Here is a 19,356-nt window from a genome sequence, read left to right on the forward strand (position 1 = left end):
TCCTAAAAATATTATAACACAAAAACCCCAGCTAATGCTGGGGTAAAAATTAAAATCAAATATTTTGTATCATATTTATCGATTATTGATGAGATTCCTCGTCGAATCCTCACGGATTCTCTGTCGAAATGACGGTTGTTTTGTCATTTCGAACGAATGTGAGAAATCTCATAAATTCAAGATTTCTATTTAAAGAATATGAAAATAAGTTAATCAAGTTCCAACTTACCGGTATAAAGTTGCCAGTAGGTTCCTTTTTCTTTTATTAATTTGTCGTGGTTGCCACGTTCTATAATCCTGCCGTCTTCCATTACCATGATTACGTCAGAATTTTGGATGGTTGAAAGCCTGTGGGCTATTACTATGGAAGTTGATCCTGTCATTAGCTTATCCATTGCCTCTGTGACATCTTTTTCTGTGGCTGTATCTATGGATGAAGTCGCTTCATCAAGAATAAGCATCGGAGGTTCTGCGATAGCTGCCCTTGAGATTGAAATCAACTGGTTTTGACCATCTGATAGGCTTGAGCCATCGCCTTTGATTTCGGTGTCATATTTTTCTGGCAGCCTTTTTATAAAGGAATCCGCACCAGAAAGTCTTGCCGCAGCCTTCACATCTTCATCGCTTGCCCTTAGTCTGCCATACTTGATATTGCCCTCAATTGTGTCTGTAAAGAGGTTTACTTCCTGGAGAACCATACCAAAGGCACGTCTTAGGGCATCTTTTTTAATATCCCTTATGTCAATTCCGTCAACCATGATTGACCCATTATCAATTTCATAAAACCTGGTTATGACATTGGTAATAGTTGTCTTTCCTGCTCCGGTAGAGCCAACAAAGGCAATCTTTTCTCCAGGCTCTGCATAAAATGAAATATCCTTAAGAATTTGGTTTTTCCCATCATAGGAAAAGTCAACATTCTTAAATTCAAGTCTGCCTTCTAGCATCTTGTAGTGTTTCCTATCGCCATCATCCCACATCCAAGCATAGCGGCCTGTTAGGTCATCACACTCAGTCACAGATCCGTCTTGATTTTCCACAGCGTGGACAAGTTCTATAAAACCTGTATCTTCCTTTATTGGCATATCAATTATTTCAAAAATCCTATCTGCCCCTGCCATAGCTTGGAAAACTGCGTTGGCCTGTTGGCTCACATTCACAATCGGATTTTGGATTTGCCTAATATTTGATAAAAAGGCTGCCAAAACTCCCACAGTCATGTCGCCCTGGATTGTCAAATAAACCCCGTAAACAGTGATGACTCCATATAAGATATTTACCATATTAAGTAAAAATGGCATCATCCTACCTGCATAGGTATTGGCACGAGTGAAGGCAATCCTTACTTCCTCAGTCTTATTCCTAAAAGTGTCGAGGATTTTTTCTTCCCTAGAAAAGACCTTTACAACCTTTTGGCCTGATAGGGTTTCCTCAGAAAATCCTTGAAGACTTGAAATATGTCCCTGGCCTTCTCTGAAAGCTGTCGAAGACTTATAGATAATCCTTGATAAAATTGGAATCAAGATTGTAAGGCCAATAAGCATTGTAAGTGTTAAGTTAAAGCTTAATTTAAACATAACTAGGATTGTACCCACAAGCATAATTGTGGCCCTTACAATGGTAGGGACTGTGTTTGCCAAGGCCTGGCTAAGAACGTCAGTATCATTTGTAAACCTTGACATAATCTCGCCGTGCTTATTGGTATCGAAAAATCCTATTGGCATCTTTTGTACTTTGTCAAAAAGCTCTAGCCTAATATTTCTTATAGATCTTTCTCCAACCCTAACCATGAGCCTTGAATATATAAAGGAAGTAAGGGCAGAAACTGCGTAGATAGCACCCATTTGAAGACAGGCAATTTTTAGACCTGATACATCAGACTTTAATATATAATTATCAATAATTGGCTGGAGCATGTTTACTCCCCAGATCTGGGTGAGGGCCGAAACTATTACACAAACTACAATCAAAATCATCTGCCACCTATAAGCAAAAAGGTAAGATAAGAGCCTTGCTATTGACGAAAATGAAACTTTTCTCCTATATGATTTGTCATTCATTTTGTAATCATTAGTCATTAGCTCTACCTCCTTGCTCTTGGATATCGACAGTCTCCCTGTAAACCCTGTTGGTCGCATAAAGCTCGTCGTGAGTGCCGATTGCTTCGATTTTTCCTTCATTCATAACTATAATCCTGTCTACATACTTAAATGAAGATACCCTCTGGGAAATAATTATCTTGGTCAAATCCTTGTTGTACTTGTTAATCCCATCGATGATAGCAGTTTCTGTTTTTGTGTCAACTGCAGATGTGGAGTTATCCATAATAAGGATTTTTGGCTTTTTAAGTAGTGCTCTGGCAATAGTTAGCCTTTGTTTTTGCCCACCAGAAACGCCTGTTCCGCCCTGGCCAAGGACTGATTCATAGCCATCATGGCGATTTCTTACAAAATCATCGGCCTGAGAAATCTTACTTGCAAGCTCAATTTCTTCCATAGTCGCCTCATCATCTCCCCATCTGAGGTTATCGGCAATAGATCCTGAAAATAGGGTATTTTTTTGAAGAACTATTGCCACATCATCTCTTAAAGTTTTTAGGTCATATTTTTCTACCGAATGGCCACCTACTTTTAGAGACCCTTCGCTTATATCATAGAGTCTTGGAATTAGCTGGACTAGGGTAGATTTTGAAGACCCTGTTGGCCCTAAAATACCAATTGACTCCCCGCTTTTGATGTGAAGATTTATATCTTCAAGCTGGTAAGAATCCGAATCTTCCTCATATTTAAAGGAAACATTGTCAAAATCAATTGATCCGTCTTCTAATTTTAGACCTTCTACTTTCTTTTCGTTATCCATCGAAGGCACTCTACTAATTACCTCGACAACCCTTGTAATACCTGGTGAAGCTGACATAAACATGGTCAAAACCATAGACATGCCGATAAAAGCTCCAAGAAGCATGGTTGCATACATATTAAAGGCCACAAGGTCACCGACCTCAAGCCTTCCTTCGATGATTTCAATCCCGCCAAAATAAGTAATACCAACAAAAGTTGCAAACAAAACTACATTGGCAAGAGGAAAGACAAGAGACATTGGTCCTTGAGATCCGTCCGCATATTCAAACATTTTTTCATTTTGGAAGACAAACTTATCAAGTTCGTATTTTTTCCTAAAAAACGCCTTAATCACACGCATATTTTTAAGATTTTCCTCCACAACTAGGTTGAGCTTGTCATATTGGTAGCGGGCCTTTCTAAATTTTGGAATAGCATAGGTTGTAAGTCCCATCAAAAGGGCAAACAAAATTGGCACAGCTATCAAAAATATAAGTGACAATTTTAGGCTCGACTTAAGAGCCAAAACAAAGGCCACAATAGCCATAGCTACAGTCTTGATTACAAACCTGGTTGATACAAACATAGAAAAAGTAATCTGTTGGGTGTCAGACGACAACCTTGTCAAAAGCGAAGGAACCCCAAAATAATCTATATCTTCAAAAGAAAATCGCTGGATATTTTCAAACTGGGCAAGCCTTGCATTGCGGCCCATACCAGACGAGGCGATACCAGCGTTCTTAGTCGCCTGCATACCACAAAACATGGTTATAAGGGAAAGAATTACCATCAAAATCCCGTATTTTATGGCAAGTCCCAAATCTTTTCCCTTGACAGCTTCATTAAGGGTCATGCCCATAATAGCTGGAATAGCAAGCTCTAAGATAGTTTCAAGGCTGGTATAAATCCTTGAAATATTTCGATTTTTCTTAAACTCTCCCAAATATCTTTTGATATAGGAAAAGGACTTGTAAAATTCTTTTATACTTTCCATTCATCCTCCTTTATAAAATCTTCTCTAATTGTGTCGTTAAGAAGTTTAAGGGCATCTTTAATCTCCCTAACCTTCTTATCGCCCAATTTTTCGTACATTCTCTTATTTGATTCACTAATAGGTTTTAACCTCTCGTCTCTAATTTCTTCACCCTTTGCGGTCAGGCTTAAAATCCTCATCCTCTTATCATTTTCCGAAGGAATAAGGTCAATCAGCCCGTCTTCCTTAAGGCTTTTGATGATATTATTTACAGTTTGCTTGGGAGCCCCAAGTTTTTCTGCAATATCTTTTTGGCTAGGATTTGCCATGTGGCCGATGTGGATAAGGATAATAGTCTCAAGGTCGCTTAGACCGTAAAACTTGGCCCTCTCCCTATTGTGGCCATTTGCGCACCTCAGCAAAGAAAAAATAGAGACCATCGGATCAAGTTCAAAATTCATAAATCCTCTTTCTCTAAAATAAATAAACAATTATTTGTAATACTTATTATAGTACTATTTAGGACTATGTCAAGGTATAATTTTTATATAAAAGAGAAATCCAAAGTTCATAAGATGTCTCGCTAACGCTCGACATGGCGGAGGGGATTGATATTAATACAACACCCCGAGCATTTCTTTACTTTTCTAGACAAAAAAAGACCGCAAGCCTTAGCTTACGATCTTTTAATCTTATTCTTCGTCCTCATTCTTTTTATCTCTTGTAAAGAATAGTCCGACACTTGATGCTGCCATCAATCCTATATATAGTTCATAATTGCTTATGATACCAGTAGTTGGATTTAGGAAATTTTTCACATTTGATACTATCTTTGTACCTGTTTGTTCCATTTTCTTAACAAATTTTGTGCCTGTTTGGTCTGATTTTTTCTTAGTATCAGTTTTGACAGGTGGTATTTCCTTTTCTGGCTTTTCTGGAATCTTTTCTTCTGGTTTTTCTGGAGTCTCTGGTTTATCTGGTTCTTCAGGTTTATCTGGTTCCTCAGGTTCTTCAGGATTATCCTCTCCTGGTATTATCGGATCAGGTTCTGGCGTTGGAGTAGGAGTTGGTTCTGGTTCCGGAGTAGGAGTTGGCTCTGGTTCTGGGACTGGATCTTTGGTTTTGTATGTGTTTACAACATAAAGACCATCCACAGTAGTCTCATAATCTAAATTATCAAATGGATTTCCATTTATATCCAATTCTCTTACAGAATAAGTGTATTTATTACCTTTTTCGTCTTTTTCGTCCTGCTCGCCAAAGTTTACTTCTATGAAGCCATCCTGATTTACTACATTTCCTACTTCAATCCTTTGTCCTTCCACATCGTGAGGAACTTCACCATCTATATTTCTTTGAAGTTGGAAAAATACATTTGGCTTAGTAATATTATTTGGTACATTCACCCATTTCTTATAAGCAACTATATTATTTGGATCTTGTGGCTTTTGGCAGGCATTTTCTACCTTGAAAATCAAAGTGTTATCTGTTGAATTGTCAATATCTTTTTTAACGGTTGATAGGTACTTGTTACCATTTCGTTCAAAAATATGATCTAAACCAACACCAACTTCTACGAGCTTATAAGTGTAAGGATAATTATCCTTATCTTTAAGAGGAAGATTTTCCCCAATTTGGGTTACAACATCTGGATCAATAGTAATACTATCTTTTACAACTTCTTCCTCACTATCAGGTTTAGAGCTTTTTCTAATAAGTTGAAGATCAACTTGACCATGGTCCTCTTCAGGCCCACCTTGCCAAATCTTAGTCGCCTTGACTGTGATTTTCTTAGATTCTGGAGTAGGAGTTACTTCCTTATTTTTAGTATTTGTTACTGTTAGGCCATCTTTGCTGTATGTTGCGGTATAACCTTCTGGTACATATTTATTTCCTTTAACGTCAACTTCTTTTACAGAATAGGTGTATTCATTTCCGTTATCATCAGCTATATCTTGATCTTTCCAAGTTACTTCTGTTATATCTTCAAGTTTTTTAATTTCTTGACCTTGAACCTCTTGAGCATCTCCGCCTTTGATTTTCCTATAAAGTTTAAAGTAGATAGTAGGCCTTGTTTCGCCTTTTTCTAAATCGCCTTTCCAAACTTTTGTTGCGGTGATGTCTTTTTTCGCAACTCCGTAGGTATTGGTGACTATTAAGCCATCTTCTTTTGAAGAGTAATTTTGATGACTAAATTTATTACCACTTTCATCAACTTCTTTTACAAAGTAAATATAGTCAACTCCATTTTCGTCAGTCTTATACTGCTTGCCGAAGTTTGCTTTGTTATCACTATCAAGATCGGTTGTGTTTACAACTTTCTCTCCTTGATTTTTTTCTGAAGTCTTTCTCCAAAGTTCAAGTTTGACTGTAGGTCGTGTTTCATTATCTGGAACACCAACCCATTTCTTTTCACCAATTACATCGATTTTTGGACTTGTATATTTGTTGGTAATGGTTAACTTATCATCACTATATTTAGATTCATAATTAGTTGGAACATTTGGTTCCATAGCGTAGTAGGTAAATTCCCTACCACTTGGGTCGTGCTTTGGAAGGTCTTTGAAGGTTTGAGACTGCTCATTATCTCCCTCAGGAGTTGTAGTAAATTCTCCAACTTTTTCATCAATTAGAGCTTTTGATTTTTCTTCATCTGACAAGTCTTCTTTGTATTCTGCCTTGTAGCCCTTTCTCCAAAGTTCAATAGTTGTAGTTGGCTTAGTTCCGCCTTTCCAAACTTTCTTAACTGTAATATCTATAATATTTTTATTCGGAGTTTCAGTTTCTCCTGGTTTGACGTTTTTGTTTACTACGGTTAGGGTCTTTTCATAGTCTTTTTTATTATCAGTTTTTTCTAATTTTACTTTTATTGGATCTGCTGATAATTTTGAACTAGTCTTATCATAGTCACCTTCAATGTAATATGGAGTATAGCCATGGTTTTCTATTTCTTCAACCTTATAGTCTCCGTCAAATAGATTTTCTAATACTTTTGTTTCGCCAGCAACCAATTCAAATTCTTCTGTATATTCTGTTGGCTCATTATTTTTAGATCCATTTATCTTTGGGCCTGTGACTTTGAATTTAAACTTCAATGGAGCTGGAACTGCCATTCTGGTCATGGTTGACTGTTTCTCTACAGGTTGGTTTTCTAGGACTTTTTTGATGGTGAATTTGCCCTGTGGTTTTTCAAATTTTGCTACAAAAGTGTAGTTATCACATACACCTTGGTCTTTACCTAAAAGACCTTTTGATTGATCTTCTTTGCGTTCCCAACCTACAAATTGATAGCCCTCATCAGGTACAATTTTTACACCTGTTTTGTCAGAATTATTAGTATCAGGTACTGGGATATTAGAAAATTTCAAGCCCTTTACAACGTCATAGTGAACAGTTTTGGCTTTACCACCTTCTTCGAGTTTACCGTTTTCGCCAGCTTTGAAGGTCACTCTGACATAACCTTTTGGTGTTTTAGAAGTGTCACCATCTGGGACTCTTATTAGCCTTACGTCCCTATAATAGAAAGTAATCTCTTTTTTACCAGTTTTATTAATTCCTAAGAACTCATTTGTTTCCTCATTAACATCAAAGACGAGTTGTTGTTGTGGCTTTTCTCCCTCGGCTAGGACCCAACCTGGGATTTTTTTGTAATTCCTAGCATCATAGTCACGGTTTCCGTTTATCACTTTTTCTTGTTTTATAATAGAATACTTTTCTATAATATCTTTTTTAGCTTCATCTGTTGTATCCTTATCTAGTTCAGCCTTGGCTCTTTCATCTAAATAATTAACCTTATACTCACGCCTCCTAAAAGGCCTATAAAAGAATTTGAAGACATTGTTTGGATTATCTATCATCTTATTTGGATTATTAGGATCAGGGATTTTCTCTGGCCCAACCCTAAAGGTTTGGAAGTAAGAGTTGTTTAGTCCTACACGGTCATTGTATTCCTTGTATTTAGCGTAAATATCTGAATCCTTATGCTTTTCAAATTCTTTAGGAGTAGCTAAGATATAATCAACATCCTGCTTATCACCGGTAGCCAATGCCATATGGTTAGCCCTTTGATTTTCAAGAGTTATTTTTACAGGATTTTCATTCTTGCTAGTATCTAATCTATATTCCCTGTCTAAGAAATAATGTTCAACCTCAACATCGACCATTTGGTTTGGTACCCAAATTGCTTTTAGGTAGATTGGAGCTACAACGTCAGTGCCAAATGAATATAATTCTGGGACCTTATATTTTTCTCGATATGAATTATCCTGTTCGTTAGTATAGTTGCCATCATCATCTTTTTTATAATGGATTACTTCCCAACCTAGAAAGTCATATCCTTTCTTTTTTGGTTTTTGAGGTTCTACTAGCTTTTGTCTTTGGACGACAGTAAAGATTTGCTTATCGCCTTCGTCGTCTCCTTTTTTGGCGTAGGTGATTTCTTTCTCATCATCTATGTCACCTTCTTTTATTTTTTTTCTTTCTGTGGTGACTTTTTCTTCAGAAATTTTAGGCAATATTCCTCCATCTGGATCAAAGGTCACCTTCCATTTATAGTCTGGCTCGTCCCATATAGCATAGAGGTTGAGTGGGTGGTTAGGCATTTTTTCGCCCGGGTTTTCCCAAACCATCTTCTTACCAGCAGGGTCTAGAGCCCAGCCCTTAAATACCATTTGGTCTGAAAGATTGTCCGGTCTTTTGACTCTTAAGTTCCCTTCATCATCTTTTTCTACTAAATCTGTAAGGCCTAATTTTTTTAAATTTTCTGGATCATCCAATAAGTTGGCTGGATTTTCTTTTTTATATTCTTCGTTGCCTTCTAAATCAGGACTTAGAGCCTTTAGAGGAAACTCGTAGAAGGTTTGTAATTGGTTTGTTGAGTCAAACTCATTGTCGTCCTTAATTTTTGATGGGTCGTAGTTAAATCTTAGTGGATACTTATTACGAGTGTATTCAAATTTAAGGTAGCCATTTGTTTCAAATCCGTCCCAGCCGTCAGGGTCGCCCCAGTCATCGGCATTATTAAAGAAGGCCTTAATAAATTTCATCTCACCTACAGGGCGTTCTCCATACATGTCTGTATATGTCTTGGTAGGAAATGGAGTTACTTCTGCACGCTCTTCGTTTTTAGCATCTATTTCATCCGAATTAAGATAATCCGGTGTTTCATTAAGTCTCTTACCGGTAAAGCCTTGAACCTGAGGATATTTAGGCGCATAAGTTTCAGAATTGGTATCTGCCTTATACCTGTATAGGTCGTAGCGGATAATTGTTTCGTCTTTCTTGAAGCCGTCCATCCAAAAGTCCATGTGGTGAGGCATAGAGTCTTCAGCTTGTTTTATACCGAAGGATAGAGTTGTATAATCGGTCCAATCTAATTTTATGCTTGATCCATCACCCTTATCTATGTGCTTAGTATAGCCGCCCCTAGTATCGTATCCTTCCATGTCTAAGAATTGGTCGGCATTTAATCTATAAGGAGGTGTGTCCAAGTGAGTAGGAAAAGCTGAATTACTATAGTTTGGTCCCCAGCCAAAGGATTGCATGCCTTCGCTAAAGCCCTTGGTTTGCATAGCGTCGTTTGGCCAGCCAAGCATTAGCTGGTTAAATCTTGCCTTGTAGTGGTAAAGATTGCCAGGACCGCCCTTCTTCACTACCTCGCCTTGAGCTTCGTCATATCCCCAAATTTCAGGATAAAAAGTGTTTTCAGCAGGTAGGGCATTGGACTTAGTAAAGTATAGGTCATAGACTTGTCTGTCATAGTAGATATTGTAGACAGTCTTACCTGTTGCATCAACAGACTTAACTAGGCTTACATTTTTCGGATCCTTGTTTTGATCATGCGTTAAATCTTTGTTGTAAACAAAGAACCTGTTTAAATAAAGATCTTTGCCACGATTAAATCTTGCGTTACCCCAAATCTTGGATAGACGTTTTTGGTCTAGGTCTGGAAAGACTAAGTCTTTTACAGGTTCATTATCGAGGTCTGGTCTCATACCTGTGGCTTGGTCTTTATATACATGAGTACCTATATAGTCGTACTCACCTGCGTGGTCTGCCTTTTCTGCCCAGAATTGGACAGCATAGTCTGCCTGTGGATTGTCCTTCCATACAGCTGTGAAGGTAAGGTTTCCTGCTGGCATAATCAAATTCGCATCAAGATCTTTGATAGCGTCAGTTCCAACTTTAATTATTTCTTTTGCCTTAAAAGTTTTTCCATCCTTTGTTTTTAAATCTACAGATGGCTTCCAGCCTTGGAATTCGCCGCCTACTTTTGTAGGAATATCTTCAACGGCAATTTTAGGAATTTCTTGTCCATAATAAAGGGTACGGGCTGGAAGTGGTGTTCCACCTTGTGTGTCAAAAACTACATCAAAATGGGCACGGTTGTAGCGGTATTCTAAGATAAAATCCCTAGTATCTTCTGGAACTTGCATTTTTATAAATTCCGCTTCTGGCACAAAGCCTTTTCTTTGAGGATCTTTTTCTTCCAATGGAGTGACTTTCATAGTAGAACCGATGTAACCACTTTGAGTGGTAGAATATGCATTCTCTTCCTCTATACTTCCGTCTAGATTTGTGTATTTACTAAAGTCTTCTAGGGCTTGGAAGACGTGCTTTACTTTAAATTCAACTTTCTTGCCAGGATATTTAAATTCTTGCTTTTCTTCATACCTAAAGCCATCTTCTTCATTACCAGTATTCTTTTTATTATTTGCTGCATTTTTTATAATATCATAGTTAATTTTATAATCTTTGATTTCAGTTTCGCTAGTATCTTTTGGTTTATTGTAACCAGGAATGTCAGGTAAATTAATGGTTTTATTTACCTTAGCTTTTTCATCATCTGTTGCCTTTTCCCCAACACTTGCTATGTAAGGTTGGTAGTTTACTACATATTTCGGTTTTCCCTTATCATCTACTCCCCTTTCTACCAGATAGTCTGTATGCAAGGTATAGATGGCTGGTTGGTCTGGATTTTTTGTAAGTTTTTCTACCGTTTCTCCTTCTCCAGGTTTTACTGGTTTTACAGGAATATTAGATCCTAGTACAAGAGGGCAAGTCTTATCTTCGTTAGCTGTACTTGGCAAGGATCCATCCCCATCAGTTGCAAAAGCTGGGGCGATATTTGATGCCATCATAATTGTGGCTATCAAAAGTGCCATAAATTTTCTCATTGTTTTCATATTCGTCTCCCTTTTCACATATTTCTTTATCTATCTACTTTAACAGTTTAGGTTACTAATTGTTACAACCTTATTATATAACAAATCTATGGTAAATGAAAGCTCATTTGTATATATTTACACTATTATCGGCCTTGGACGAATTGTTTTTTGCCTTCATTTTAATTTCGTGATATTTTTCCTGCCTATTGTATAATAAATCCGAGGTGAATTATGATTAATTATTTAAAAGACCAGGGCATTAATGAGAATTTGATTGCCCTTTTAGAAGAATATAGACAAAAAAATGGACTTGATAATAACGATAGGGTTATCAAGCCTGAGTATAAATACTATGGGAAAGATGTCTTAGAACAGGCTATCGCTGCCCTTCTTGCCGGGAAGAATATCCTCCTTACAGGGGCCAAGGCGACTGGAAAAAACGTCCTTGCTTCAAACCTTTCCTATCTTTTTAAAAGGCCAACTTACAATGTTTCCTTCCATGTTAATACCGATTTTGCTTCCCTAATAGGAGCTGACACTTTCAAAAATGGCGAGGTGACTTTTAGGAAAGGTCCGATTTACGAAGCTGCTATTAATGGTGGTTTTGCGATTTTAGATGAGATAAATATGGCAAAAAACGAGGCGATTTCTGTCCTCCACGCAAGCCTTGACCACAGGAGGATTATTGATATTTCTGGATTTGATAAGATAAACTTAGATCCAAATACCAGATTTATTGGAACTATGAACTACGGTTATGTCGGCACTCGTGAGCTTAACGAGGCTCTTGCATCAAGGTTTATGATTATAAATGTGCCAAATATTACCAAGGCCAATCTTGATTTGCTCCTTAAGGATAATTTCCCAACCCTCAAGGAAAAATACAGGAAGGCCTTGATTGATATGTTTATCTCCCTACAGATGAAGAGCGAAAACAACGAGATTTCAACAAAATCTGTTGACCTTAGGGGCTTAATCGGGGCTATTGAGACTATGAAAATCGGCCTTAATCCATTTGACGCTATCAAAATGGGTCTGGTGAATAAGTCTTTTGACCAATTTGAAAGAGACCTTGTCCTTGATTTAATAAAGACAAAAATACCTGAAAAAATAGACGAGAGTGTCTTTGATGAGTGAGAATTTTGATAAGATAAGAGAATATAATATCATCTGGGATTTTGCGGAAAAATATGACTTTCTTCCCCAAAAATCCTATCCCATGGACCAAGTTTATAAAAATATGACCAGGGGTTTTGTAATCAAGACCTTTGATTTTGATGTTTTGGATTCATACTTTGACTATTTGAGAGCTGAAAGTCCCTTTTTCCCAGAATTTTCCTTCATTGCCAATCTCTTGATGGAAGACATTGCCTACAAGACCTTGGATAAGGACAATCTAGTTATCGAATCTTTGAGGAAGGACTATGCTAAAAAAGCCCTTCGCAAATACAATTTCCACGAGGCAGACAACCTAAAAGAGCAAATCGAAAAGGCCTATTATGGACAAGTCCTAGGTAAGCCCATCACTGAAGGCCCATTTTTTAGGACAATTTACAGGGATATTTTTAAGATTTACGAACTTGATACAGGCAAACTCATTGAGAAATTAAACCAAGTTTTTAAGACCTATTTCACTTTTGAAAAGTCCAGGGAAAATGAATCTCTCCTCAAGGAGATGATTAAGGATAAAAAGCCTAAGGATTTTAAAAATTCAAAAAAGGATGCCAAAGACTTTGACTTTTCTGATGACTTTATAAAAGACCAATTTAATATTGGTTCGGCAGAGTTTACGGGAAATATTTATCTGGAAGAAAAAAACAAGGACATGGACAGGCACCTTATCCTATTGAATGCTGACAAAGAAGGCTACCACGGGAGTGATGAATTTATTGAAGACTTTTATGGCAAGTCGGTTTTTCCGGAAATGAGGGTCAAGTCCCTTGAGAAAAAACTCGCAACTGGGGTCCATTCTGGGAAATTTTTGTATTTTACCAAGGGAGTTTACACAGATAGCCCAAATGCCAAGTTTTATAAGAAAAACAGGGATGAGGTTTTTGAGAAAAATAAAGATTACATTGAGAAAAATCTCGCCATAAACAATCGTTCCATCAAGGAGCTTGCTCAGACAATAAAAAATTCTATAGCAAATTACGAGGATTTTTCTGAAGTCTCCAAGGCCTACGGGATTGTTGATTCTACAAAGGCTTGGAAGGCCAGCGTCCTTAAGGATTTTAATATTTTTGATAATGTAGAAAACGACGACGTTTCTACTTTTAAGGTCGATTTGCTTTTGGATTCTTCTGCCAGCCAGAGAAACAGGCAGGAAATTATAGCCAACCAAGCCTACATCATAGAAAATGCCATGGATGAGGTGGGCATCCCTATTAGGGTAATGTCCTTTTCGACCCTTCGTGACCACACAGTTTTCAATCTCTTTAGGGATTACAATGAAAAACACAACAACAAGGAGATTTTCAAATATTTCGCCTCTGGATCAAACAGGGATGGCCTTGCCTTTAAGGTTTTAAATGAACTAATTGACAAGACTAAGGAAAATGAAAAGCACATTGTAATCATCCTTTCAGACGGCAGGCCAAATGACGAAAAGGCCAATATAAATACGGTCAAACTCCTTGAGAAGGAACAGTATATCGGAGATGTGGCTGTGAAAGATACGGCTAAGGAAATCAGGAATATAAAAAACGAGGAAATTTCTGTGTTGGGCGTCTTTACTGGCGAAGACGAAGATATAGAAAATGGCAAACTAATTTATGGGGCAGATTTTTGTAGGATAAGTAGCCTTGAAAACTTCTCCAAAATTGTTTCAATTTTTATGAAAAATACTATTATGAAAATTTAAAAAGATGGCAAACTTGAGCTAAAAGCTTAAGAGCCATCTTTTTTGTTTATTAAAAAATCTCTTATTTATGAGATTCCTCGTCGAGTTCTCCGAACTCTCTGTCGGAACGACCTCTGTAACATCGAACCTTTCAGCGCCGTCCCGAACGACGCTTCAGCGGAGGAGGGCCCTTATAAAGCAAAGACCAGCACATAAGCAGACATACTCTCCAGTCATGGAGTGTACCCCGAGCGAAGTCGAGGGGGCTGAAGTGAGGAATCTCATAAACTAGGGTCCTTTCTTATCATAAATCGGAATATTCCTTAGTGATATTTTTAAAAAATAAAGATGGCAAGATTTTATGCCATCTTTTTAGTACCTATTTTTTCTTTTTCTCTTTGCTACCCTCTTTGATTCTCCTTTTTTGTCAAAAAACTTGTGGTAGACTTGGTTAACTAGGTCCATGACTTCTGGAATCCTAGCTAGTAAAATTAGCAAAATATAAACAAAGCCTGCCACAATAATAGCTACGAAAAGGGCGATTATATGGCTGATTTTGCCTGCAAGCATGGTGTAAGTTACATCTGCCAAAAAGGCCATAAGACCTGTTGCAAGGGCAATTTTCCCTAGGGAAATTAAAGTTGATTTGAAATTAAAGGACCCAAAATTGTCCCTGAACTTATAAATCATCATCATTGACCCAATAGCAGTTGAGACAACTGTCGCATAGGCTAGACCCTTGATGTCAAAATACTTGATCAAAACAAAGTTTAAAATAATATTTAAGACTTGTTGGATCACAACGATAATAACAGGTGTTTTGCTATCGCCAACCGCATAAAATCCCCTATCCACAACATCTGTTATGGATTGGAAAATGATATAAGGGGCATAGGCTGACAATAGACTTGCAACGATGATTGTATCTTCGCTTGTGAAGGCCCTTCTTTCAAAAACTAGCTCGATTATTGGCCCTGAGAGGACCATCATGCCAATGGTTGCAGGAATTACAAGGCTCATGGATGTGACAACAGCAGATGAGATTGATGATTTCATCTTACTTATCTCTCCCGCCTGGCCCAGGTGGGCAATTTTTGGGAAAATCGCTGTTGTTACAGAAACTGTAATTACCCCTGTGATTAGGGTGAGCATGGTTTTTGAATAAAACAATTTTGAAATGGCAGCCTTTCCGAAAAAGTAAGACGCCATGGAGTTGTCTGCTATTATAGAAAGTTCGCCAGCGGCAGATGAGATAATTATTGGCACTGCCACAATCATCAGGCTTTTGACATACTTGTTGTGGATGTCTACAATTCTTTTGTGTTCGTAGCCTGCAAGTCTTACCGCCTTTGGAAATAAGATATATTGCAAAACATTTCCCAAAAGAGCTCCTACAATCAACAAATAAGGATTGCCTGTGATACCTGTGAGGACTGTGAAAATTATAATGACAATATTCATCAAGATTCCTGTAATGGCAGGATCAAAGAAATTGCCCTTGAGGTTTAAATAGCCCCTGAAAATCGCAGAATAAAGATAGGCAAAGACTGCAAACATCATTATTCTTGTGTAGTTTGTCGCAAGGTCTAGCCATTCCCCTTCAAGGTCGGGGCTTAGAATTTTAGAAAATGGCCTTGCAAAAACAATACCAAAGATTACCGCACCAAGGGCAAAGCGCATCAAAATATTAAATACATTTGAAGTAAATTCCTCTGCGGCTTCCTCGCCCTCTTCATTTTTTGCTTTGTTATATATAGGTATAAAACCTGAGATAATACCCATTGCCACGAAGTTTGACACAACTACAGGCAGGGTGTTGGCTGTTGTATATACACTTTTTAGATCACCTGCTCCAATGTAATAAGCCATCACACCTTCTCTTAAAAATCCGAAGACCTTTGAGATGATGGTTATTATCATGAGCATCAAAGTAGTTTGACCCATAAATTTCCTCTCTTATAATGACTTTCCTATATTATATCTAAAAAAGGTCGCATTTACAAATATAGGGTTTTAGGAATTCCTCCTGCCCTTAATTTGAATTTTCTCATCAGCTATAGATAGGCTTGATAGGGAGTGACTTACGAGAATAATAGTCTTATCCTTGCTCTCTTTTTTGATTGATTTTAGGATGCTTGCTTCATTTAGGATATCAAGATTACTTGTTGGCTCGTCAAAAAGCATGAGGTCTGAGTCATGGAGGAAGGCTCTAGCTATACCAATTCTCTGTCTTTCCCCAGCTGAGAGGGTAGATCCTAATTCTCCTGCCCTGGTTTCATAAGCTTGTGGAAGAGATGTGATAAAATCATGGATAGAAGCTTTTTTTGCCGCCTCTATTATTTCTGTGTCTGTAGCGTCAAGCTTGGCAAGTCTGATATTGTCCTTTAAGCTAATATTAAAAATATAGGTGTCTTGGCCAAGAAGACTTTGCATTTGTCTTAAATTTTTGCTTGGAATTTCTTTAACATTTTTGTCATTTATCCTTATTTCTCCTTGGTCCACATCCCAAAATCTCATTAAAAGTCTTAGGAGGGTTGATTTTCCAGACCCACTTTTGCCATAGAATCCAAAAATCTTACCCTTGACAAAATTCAAAGAGAAATCTTCGAGAATTTTCTCCTCTCCGTAGGCAAAGGAAATCTTATCTATTTCTGCAGATTCAAAGGCTTTCTTGTCATCATTTCCCAAAACTTCGTCAACTATCGGTTCTTCTTCCAAAAGATCTAGGACCCTGTCCCCACTTGCAAGGGTGTGAGAAAGGATATTGCCAAGGTTAGAAAGGGCAACAAAGGGACCAAAGCTTGAAAACATAGCTATACTTGGTATTATAAATCCCTTTATGTCGACAATATTATTTTTATAAAGAAATAGGGATAAAAGGAGCATTGCAAAGGAAAAAACTAGGATAAGGCCTCCGATTAGGGCTTCAGAACCTGCCTTTATTTGATCAAGTTTATTGGCAGTTGACCTTAATTTCCTAGATCTTTTCCTAAGGATAGAAACCTGTCTATCTTTTAGGTCAAATTGCTTAACCTCGTCCATATTTCTGATAGTTTCAAGGACAAAAGAATTTAATTCTCCGGTTTTATTCCTAAGATCAAGACCCAGACTAGAATTTTTTTTGCCAATTACCATAGGACTTATTAATCCAATAGTAATATAGGCAAAAAATGCCAGAATAGCTTGGTAGTTAGAAAAACTTCCTAGGAAGATTTCCATAATAATTAAGTAAGTTATGGCTATTCCAATCGGTGAAATTGTGTGGGCGTAGAAAACTTCTAGCAATTCTATATCTGATGTAATCAGGCTTATGAGGTTGCCCTTGTCCTTGCCAGCTAGTTTTGCTGGGGCGAGACTTCTCATTTTCTTAAAGACAAGGTGTCTGATTTTTGCTAAAATTTTAAAAGCAAGATAATGGTTGGCGTATTGCTCAATATAATGGAAAATCCCCCTTAAGATAGCAAAAACTACCATCAGTTTTATTATAAAAATGCTTTTGCCATCGTTTTGATAATTCGACAAAATCCCGTAGCCTGCAAGGATTGTCACAAAGCTTGCACAAAGGTGGCCAAGGCTGCCTATGATGATGGCTAGGGCCATGACTGGTTTTAATTCTCCAACAAGGCCTATCATATTTTTCATTATACTAAGGCTAGATCTCCTAGTTTTCATAGCTTACCCCCTTTGCGTAAGAGCAAAGCTCTTTTTGTTTATCAAAAATATTTTTATAAGACTTACAATTTTCATATAAATCTGAGTGGGTGCCGGATTTTTGAATTTTGCCGTCTTCTAAGAAATAAATCCTGTCGCTTGCCACCAAGTTTATTAGCTTGTGGGAAATGATTAAAACCGCCTTTTCTTTGGCGAGTTTTTGGATTATGGCCATAATTTTTTCCTCGTTTGGCCCGTCAATATTGCTTGTAGCCTCATCAAAAATATACAAAAGTCCATCAAACAAAAAGGCCCTGGCAAGGACAAGTCGCTGTCTTTGACCGCCTGAAAGGTTTGAAGCATTTTCTAAAATCTCTGTATCAAGCCCTGCCTGGTCTTTGAAATAGTCGTATAAATTGACCTTTTTTAGGGCATCTAGCATTTGCTCGTCAGTCAAATTTTCTCCTGCAATTTTCAAATTTTCCCTGACGCTTCCCTTAAAGACCTTGCCATCAAAATCCACATTTATTATTTTTTTGTTAAGGCTCTTTGGATCATAAGAATTTTTTTCAAGTCCATTTATAAGGATTTTTCCATCATAGGAAAGGCCTGGATCCTTGATTAGATTAGCTATTGTGGATTTTCCGGACCCACTTAGGCCGACAAGGCTTACCAGTTCTCCTGTTTTTATTCCAATATTAATGTTATCTAAGATTTGCCTTTGTCCATCATAGGAGAAGGTCAAATTATCAAAGCTAAGGTCAATTTTTTCTCCTTCTAGACTTTCACTTCCCAAGTCCCTATCAAGACTATCAATTAGGACCATGAGCTTGTTTGAGGCAGCAATTCCATTCATGGCTATGTGGAAATATGATCCGAGTAGTCTTAAAGGAAGGAAAAATTCTGCAGCCAAAAGGCTGATAAATACAAGGCCAAAAACATTTATGTCTCTTTGACTAAATTCTACAAGGGCAACTCCAATACCAGCCGCAGCGCCCCCATAGGCTATAATATCCATGACAGATGTGGAATTTAGCTGCATTACAAGAACTCTCATAGTCGCTTTTCTAAATTTTTCGGCGAAATCATCCATCAAGTCCTGCCTATAAGAATCAGCTCCGTAAGATTTTAATTCATTGAGGCCTTCAAGATTTTCTAGAAATATATCAGCAAGGCTCATATAGGATGTCCAATAAGAACCCAAAAGTTTTTTGGCAATTTTTTGGATTAGGATTATAGAAACTGGGATTAGGGGCAGGCAAATTAGAAGGGTGATTGCCGCAGTTTTGCTTATATAGGAAATACAGGCAAAAAGTATTAGGGCTGATGATAGGGAATAGTAAAGTTGTGGTAGATAGGATGTGAAATAAATCTCCAACTGGTCAACTCCCTCCACAGCTAATTGCAAAATAGCGGATGTTGGCAATTTTTCCTCAAAGTCTATCCTATCGTCAATGAGTTTTTGAAAGATTATTTTCCTCATTTTTTCCTTAATAAATTTTGTTGAATGAAAAGATATTCTTGTTACCATATATTGGCAAAAAAGTTTTATAGCCAAAAATAAAATCCCATAGAGAATAATTTCTACTAGGGAAATCTCCCCTATCTTTTGTCTAAAGACTAAGGAAACAACCTGACTAAATATGCAAACTATACCAATTTGCATAAAGAGAGACACGAAGCGAAAAAGTAAATTTACATACAAATATTTTTTTGATCCCTCAAGCATTTCTAGAAGTTTTTTATTTACCATAATTACCTCATTTTTATTCTAATATTGTTAATAATATATTAATTTTATTTTATCATACGAAATAAAACTGTGCAATCGATTTTCAGTATCAAGGATATTTCAAATATATAAAAAAACTCGGAAATTTTCACACA

The 19,356-nt window shown here is 37.3% G+C and carries 9 protein-coding genes; 2 read left to right on the forward strand and 7 right to left on the reverse strand.

Going from position 1 to position 19,356, the window contains the following annotated elements:
- Nucleotides 1-209 precede the first annotated feature (209 nt).
- The 4 genes from J2Z38_RS04490 to J2Z38_RS04505 all read right to left on the reverse strand — a co-directional run bounded on the left by J2Z38_RS04490 (nucleotide 210) and on the right by J2Z38_RS04505 (nucleotide 10,997).
- On the reverse strand, nucleotides 210-2,078 hold the full coding sequence (locus J2Z38_RS04490) for an ABC transporter ATP-binding protein (protein ID WP_209772915.1): 1,869 nt from the start codon (nucleotides 2,076-2,078) through the stop codon (nucleotides 210-212).
- Nucleotides 2,071-3,834 carry an ABC transporter ATP-binding protein gene (locus J2Z38_RS04495; protein WP_209772916.1) on the reverse strand — a complete coding sequence of 588 codons (1,764 nt, stop codon included), beginning with the start codon at nucleotides 3,832-3,834 and terminating at the stop codon, nucleotides 2,071-2,073. The genes J2Z38_RS04490 and J2Z38_RS04495 overlap by 8 nt, the downstream gene beginning before the upstream one ends.
- A complete protein-coding gene (locus tag J2Z38_RS04500) occupies nucleotides 3,822-4,274 on the reverse strand; it encodes a MarR family winged helix-turn-helix transcriptional regulator (protein WP_209772917.1) in 453 nt (150 codons plus the stop codon). Before J2Z38_RS04500 ends, J2Z38_RS04495 begins: the two co-directional genes overlap by 13 nt.
- Before the next feature lie 231 nt (nucleotides 4,275-4,505).
- Entirely contained in the window at nucleotides 4,506-10,997 is a 6,492-nt protein-coding gene (locus J2Z38_RS04505) for a Cna B-type domain-containing protein (protein WP_209772919.1), read from the reverse strand.
- Between the two features lie 213 nt (nucleotides 10,998-11,210).
- Here J2Z38_RS04505 and J2Z38_RS04510 point away from each other — a divergent pair, with 213 nt between their 5' ends.
- Both J2Z38_RS04510 and J2Z38_RS04515 read left to right on the forward strand, forming a co-directional pair.
- Nucleotides 11,211-12,116, forward strand: coding sequence for an AAA family ATPase (locus J2Z38_RS04510; protein ID WP_209772920.1), 906 nt, complete (start codon nucleotides 11,211-11,213; stop codon nucleotides 12,114-12,116).
- Nucleotides 12,109-13,839, forward strand: coding sequence for a VWA domain-containing protein (locus tag J2Z38_RS04515; protein ID WP_209772922.1), 1,731 nt, complete (start codon nucleotides 12,109-12,111; stop codon nucleotides 13,837-13,839). The genes J2Z38_RS04510 and J2Z38_RS04515 overlap by 8 nt, the downstream gene beginning before the upstream one ends.
- 351 nt (nucleotides 13,840-14,190) lie before the next feature.
- Here the strand turns inward: J2Z38_RS04515 and murJ are convergent, their stop codons facing one another.
- The 3 genes from murJ to J2Z38_RS04530 form a co-directional block, all read right to left on the reverse strand.
- Nucleotides 14,191-15,762 carry a murein biosynthesis integral membrane protein MurJ gene (gene murJ / locus J2Z38_RS04520; RefSeq protein WP_209772924.1) on the reverse strand — a complete coding sequence of 524 codons (1,572 nt, stop codon included), beginning with the start codon at nucleotides 15,760-15,762 and terminating at the stop codon, nucleotides 14,191-14,193.
- Between the two features lie 69 nt (nucleotides 15,763-15,831).
- The gene (locus J2Z38_RS04525) at nucleotides 15,832-17,490 is read right to left on the reverse strand and encodes an amino acid ABC transporter ATP-binding/permease protein (RefSeq protein WP_209772926.1); all 1,659 of its coding nucleotides are present in this window, start codon (nucleotides 17,488-17,490) and stop codon (nucleotides 15,832-15,834) included.
- Entirely contained in the window at nucleotides 17,480-19,222 is a 1,743-nt protein-coding gene (locus J2Z38_RS04530) for an ABC transporter ATP-binding protein/permease (protein WP_209772929.1), read from the reverse strand. The genes J2Z38_RS04525 and J2Z38_RS04530 overlap by 11 nt, the downstream gene beginning before the upstream one ends.
- Nucleotides 19,223-19,356: the final 134 nt, after the last annotated feature.

It is taken from the genome of Anaerococcus degeneri (genome assembly GCF_017874475.1).
Lineage (GTDB): Bacteria > Bacillota > Clostridia > Tissierellales > Peptoniphilaceae > Anaerococcus > Anaerococcus degeneri.

Coding starts and splice junctions, on each gene's coding strand:
- J2Z38_RS04490 (WP_209772915.1), bottom strand. CDS start 2,078: ATGACTAATGATTACAAAATGAATGACAAATCATATAGGAGAAAAGTT.
- J2Z38_RS04495 (WP_209772916.1), bottom strand. CDS start 3,834: ATGGAAAGTATAAAAGAATTTTACAAGTCCTTTTCCTATATCAAAAGA.
- J2Z38_RS04500 (WP_209772917.1), bottom strand. CDS start 4,274: ATGAATTTTGAACTTGATCCGATGGTCTCTATTTTTTCTTTGCTGAGG.
- J2Z38_RS04505 (WP_209772919.1), bottom strand. CDS start 10,997: ATGAAAACAATGAGAAAATTTATGGCACTTTTGATAGCCACAATTATG.
- J2Z38_RS04510 (WP_209772920.1), top strand. CDS start 11,211: ATGATTAATTATTTAAAAGACCAGGGCATTAATGAGAATTTGATTGCC.
- J2Z38_RS04515 (WP_209772922.1), top strand. CDS start 12,109: ATGAGTGAGAATTTTGATAAGATAAGAGAATATAATATCATCTGGGAT.
- murJ (WP_209772924.1), bottom strand. CDS start 15,762: ATGGGTCAAACTACTTTGATGCTCATGATAATAACCATCATCTCAAAG.
- J2Z38_RS04525 (WP_209772926.1), bottom strand. CDS start 17,490: ATGAAAACTAGGAGATCTAGCCTTAGTATAATGAAAAATATGATAGGC.
- J2Z38_RS04530 (WP_209772929.1), bottom strand. CDS start 19,222: ATGGTAAATAAAAAACTTCTAGAAATGCTTGAGGGATCAAAAAAATAT.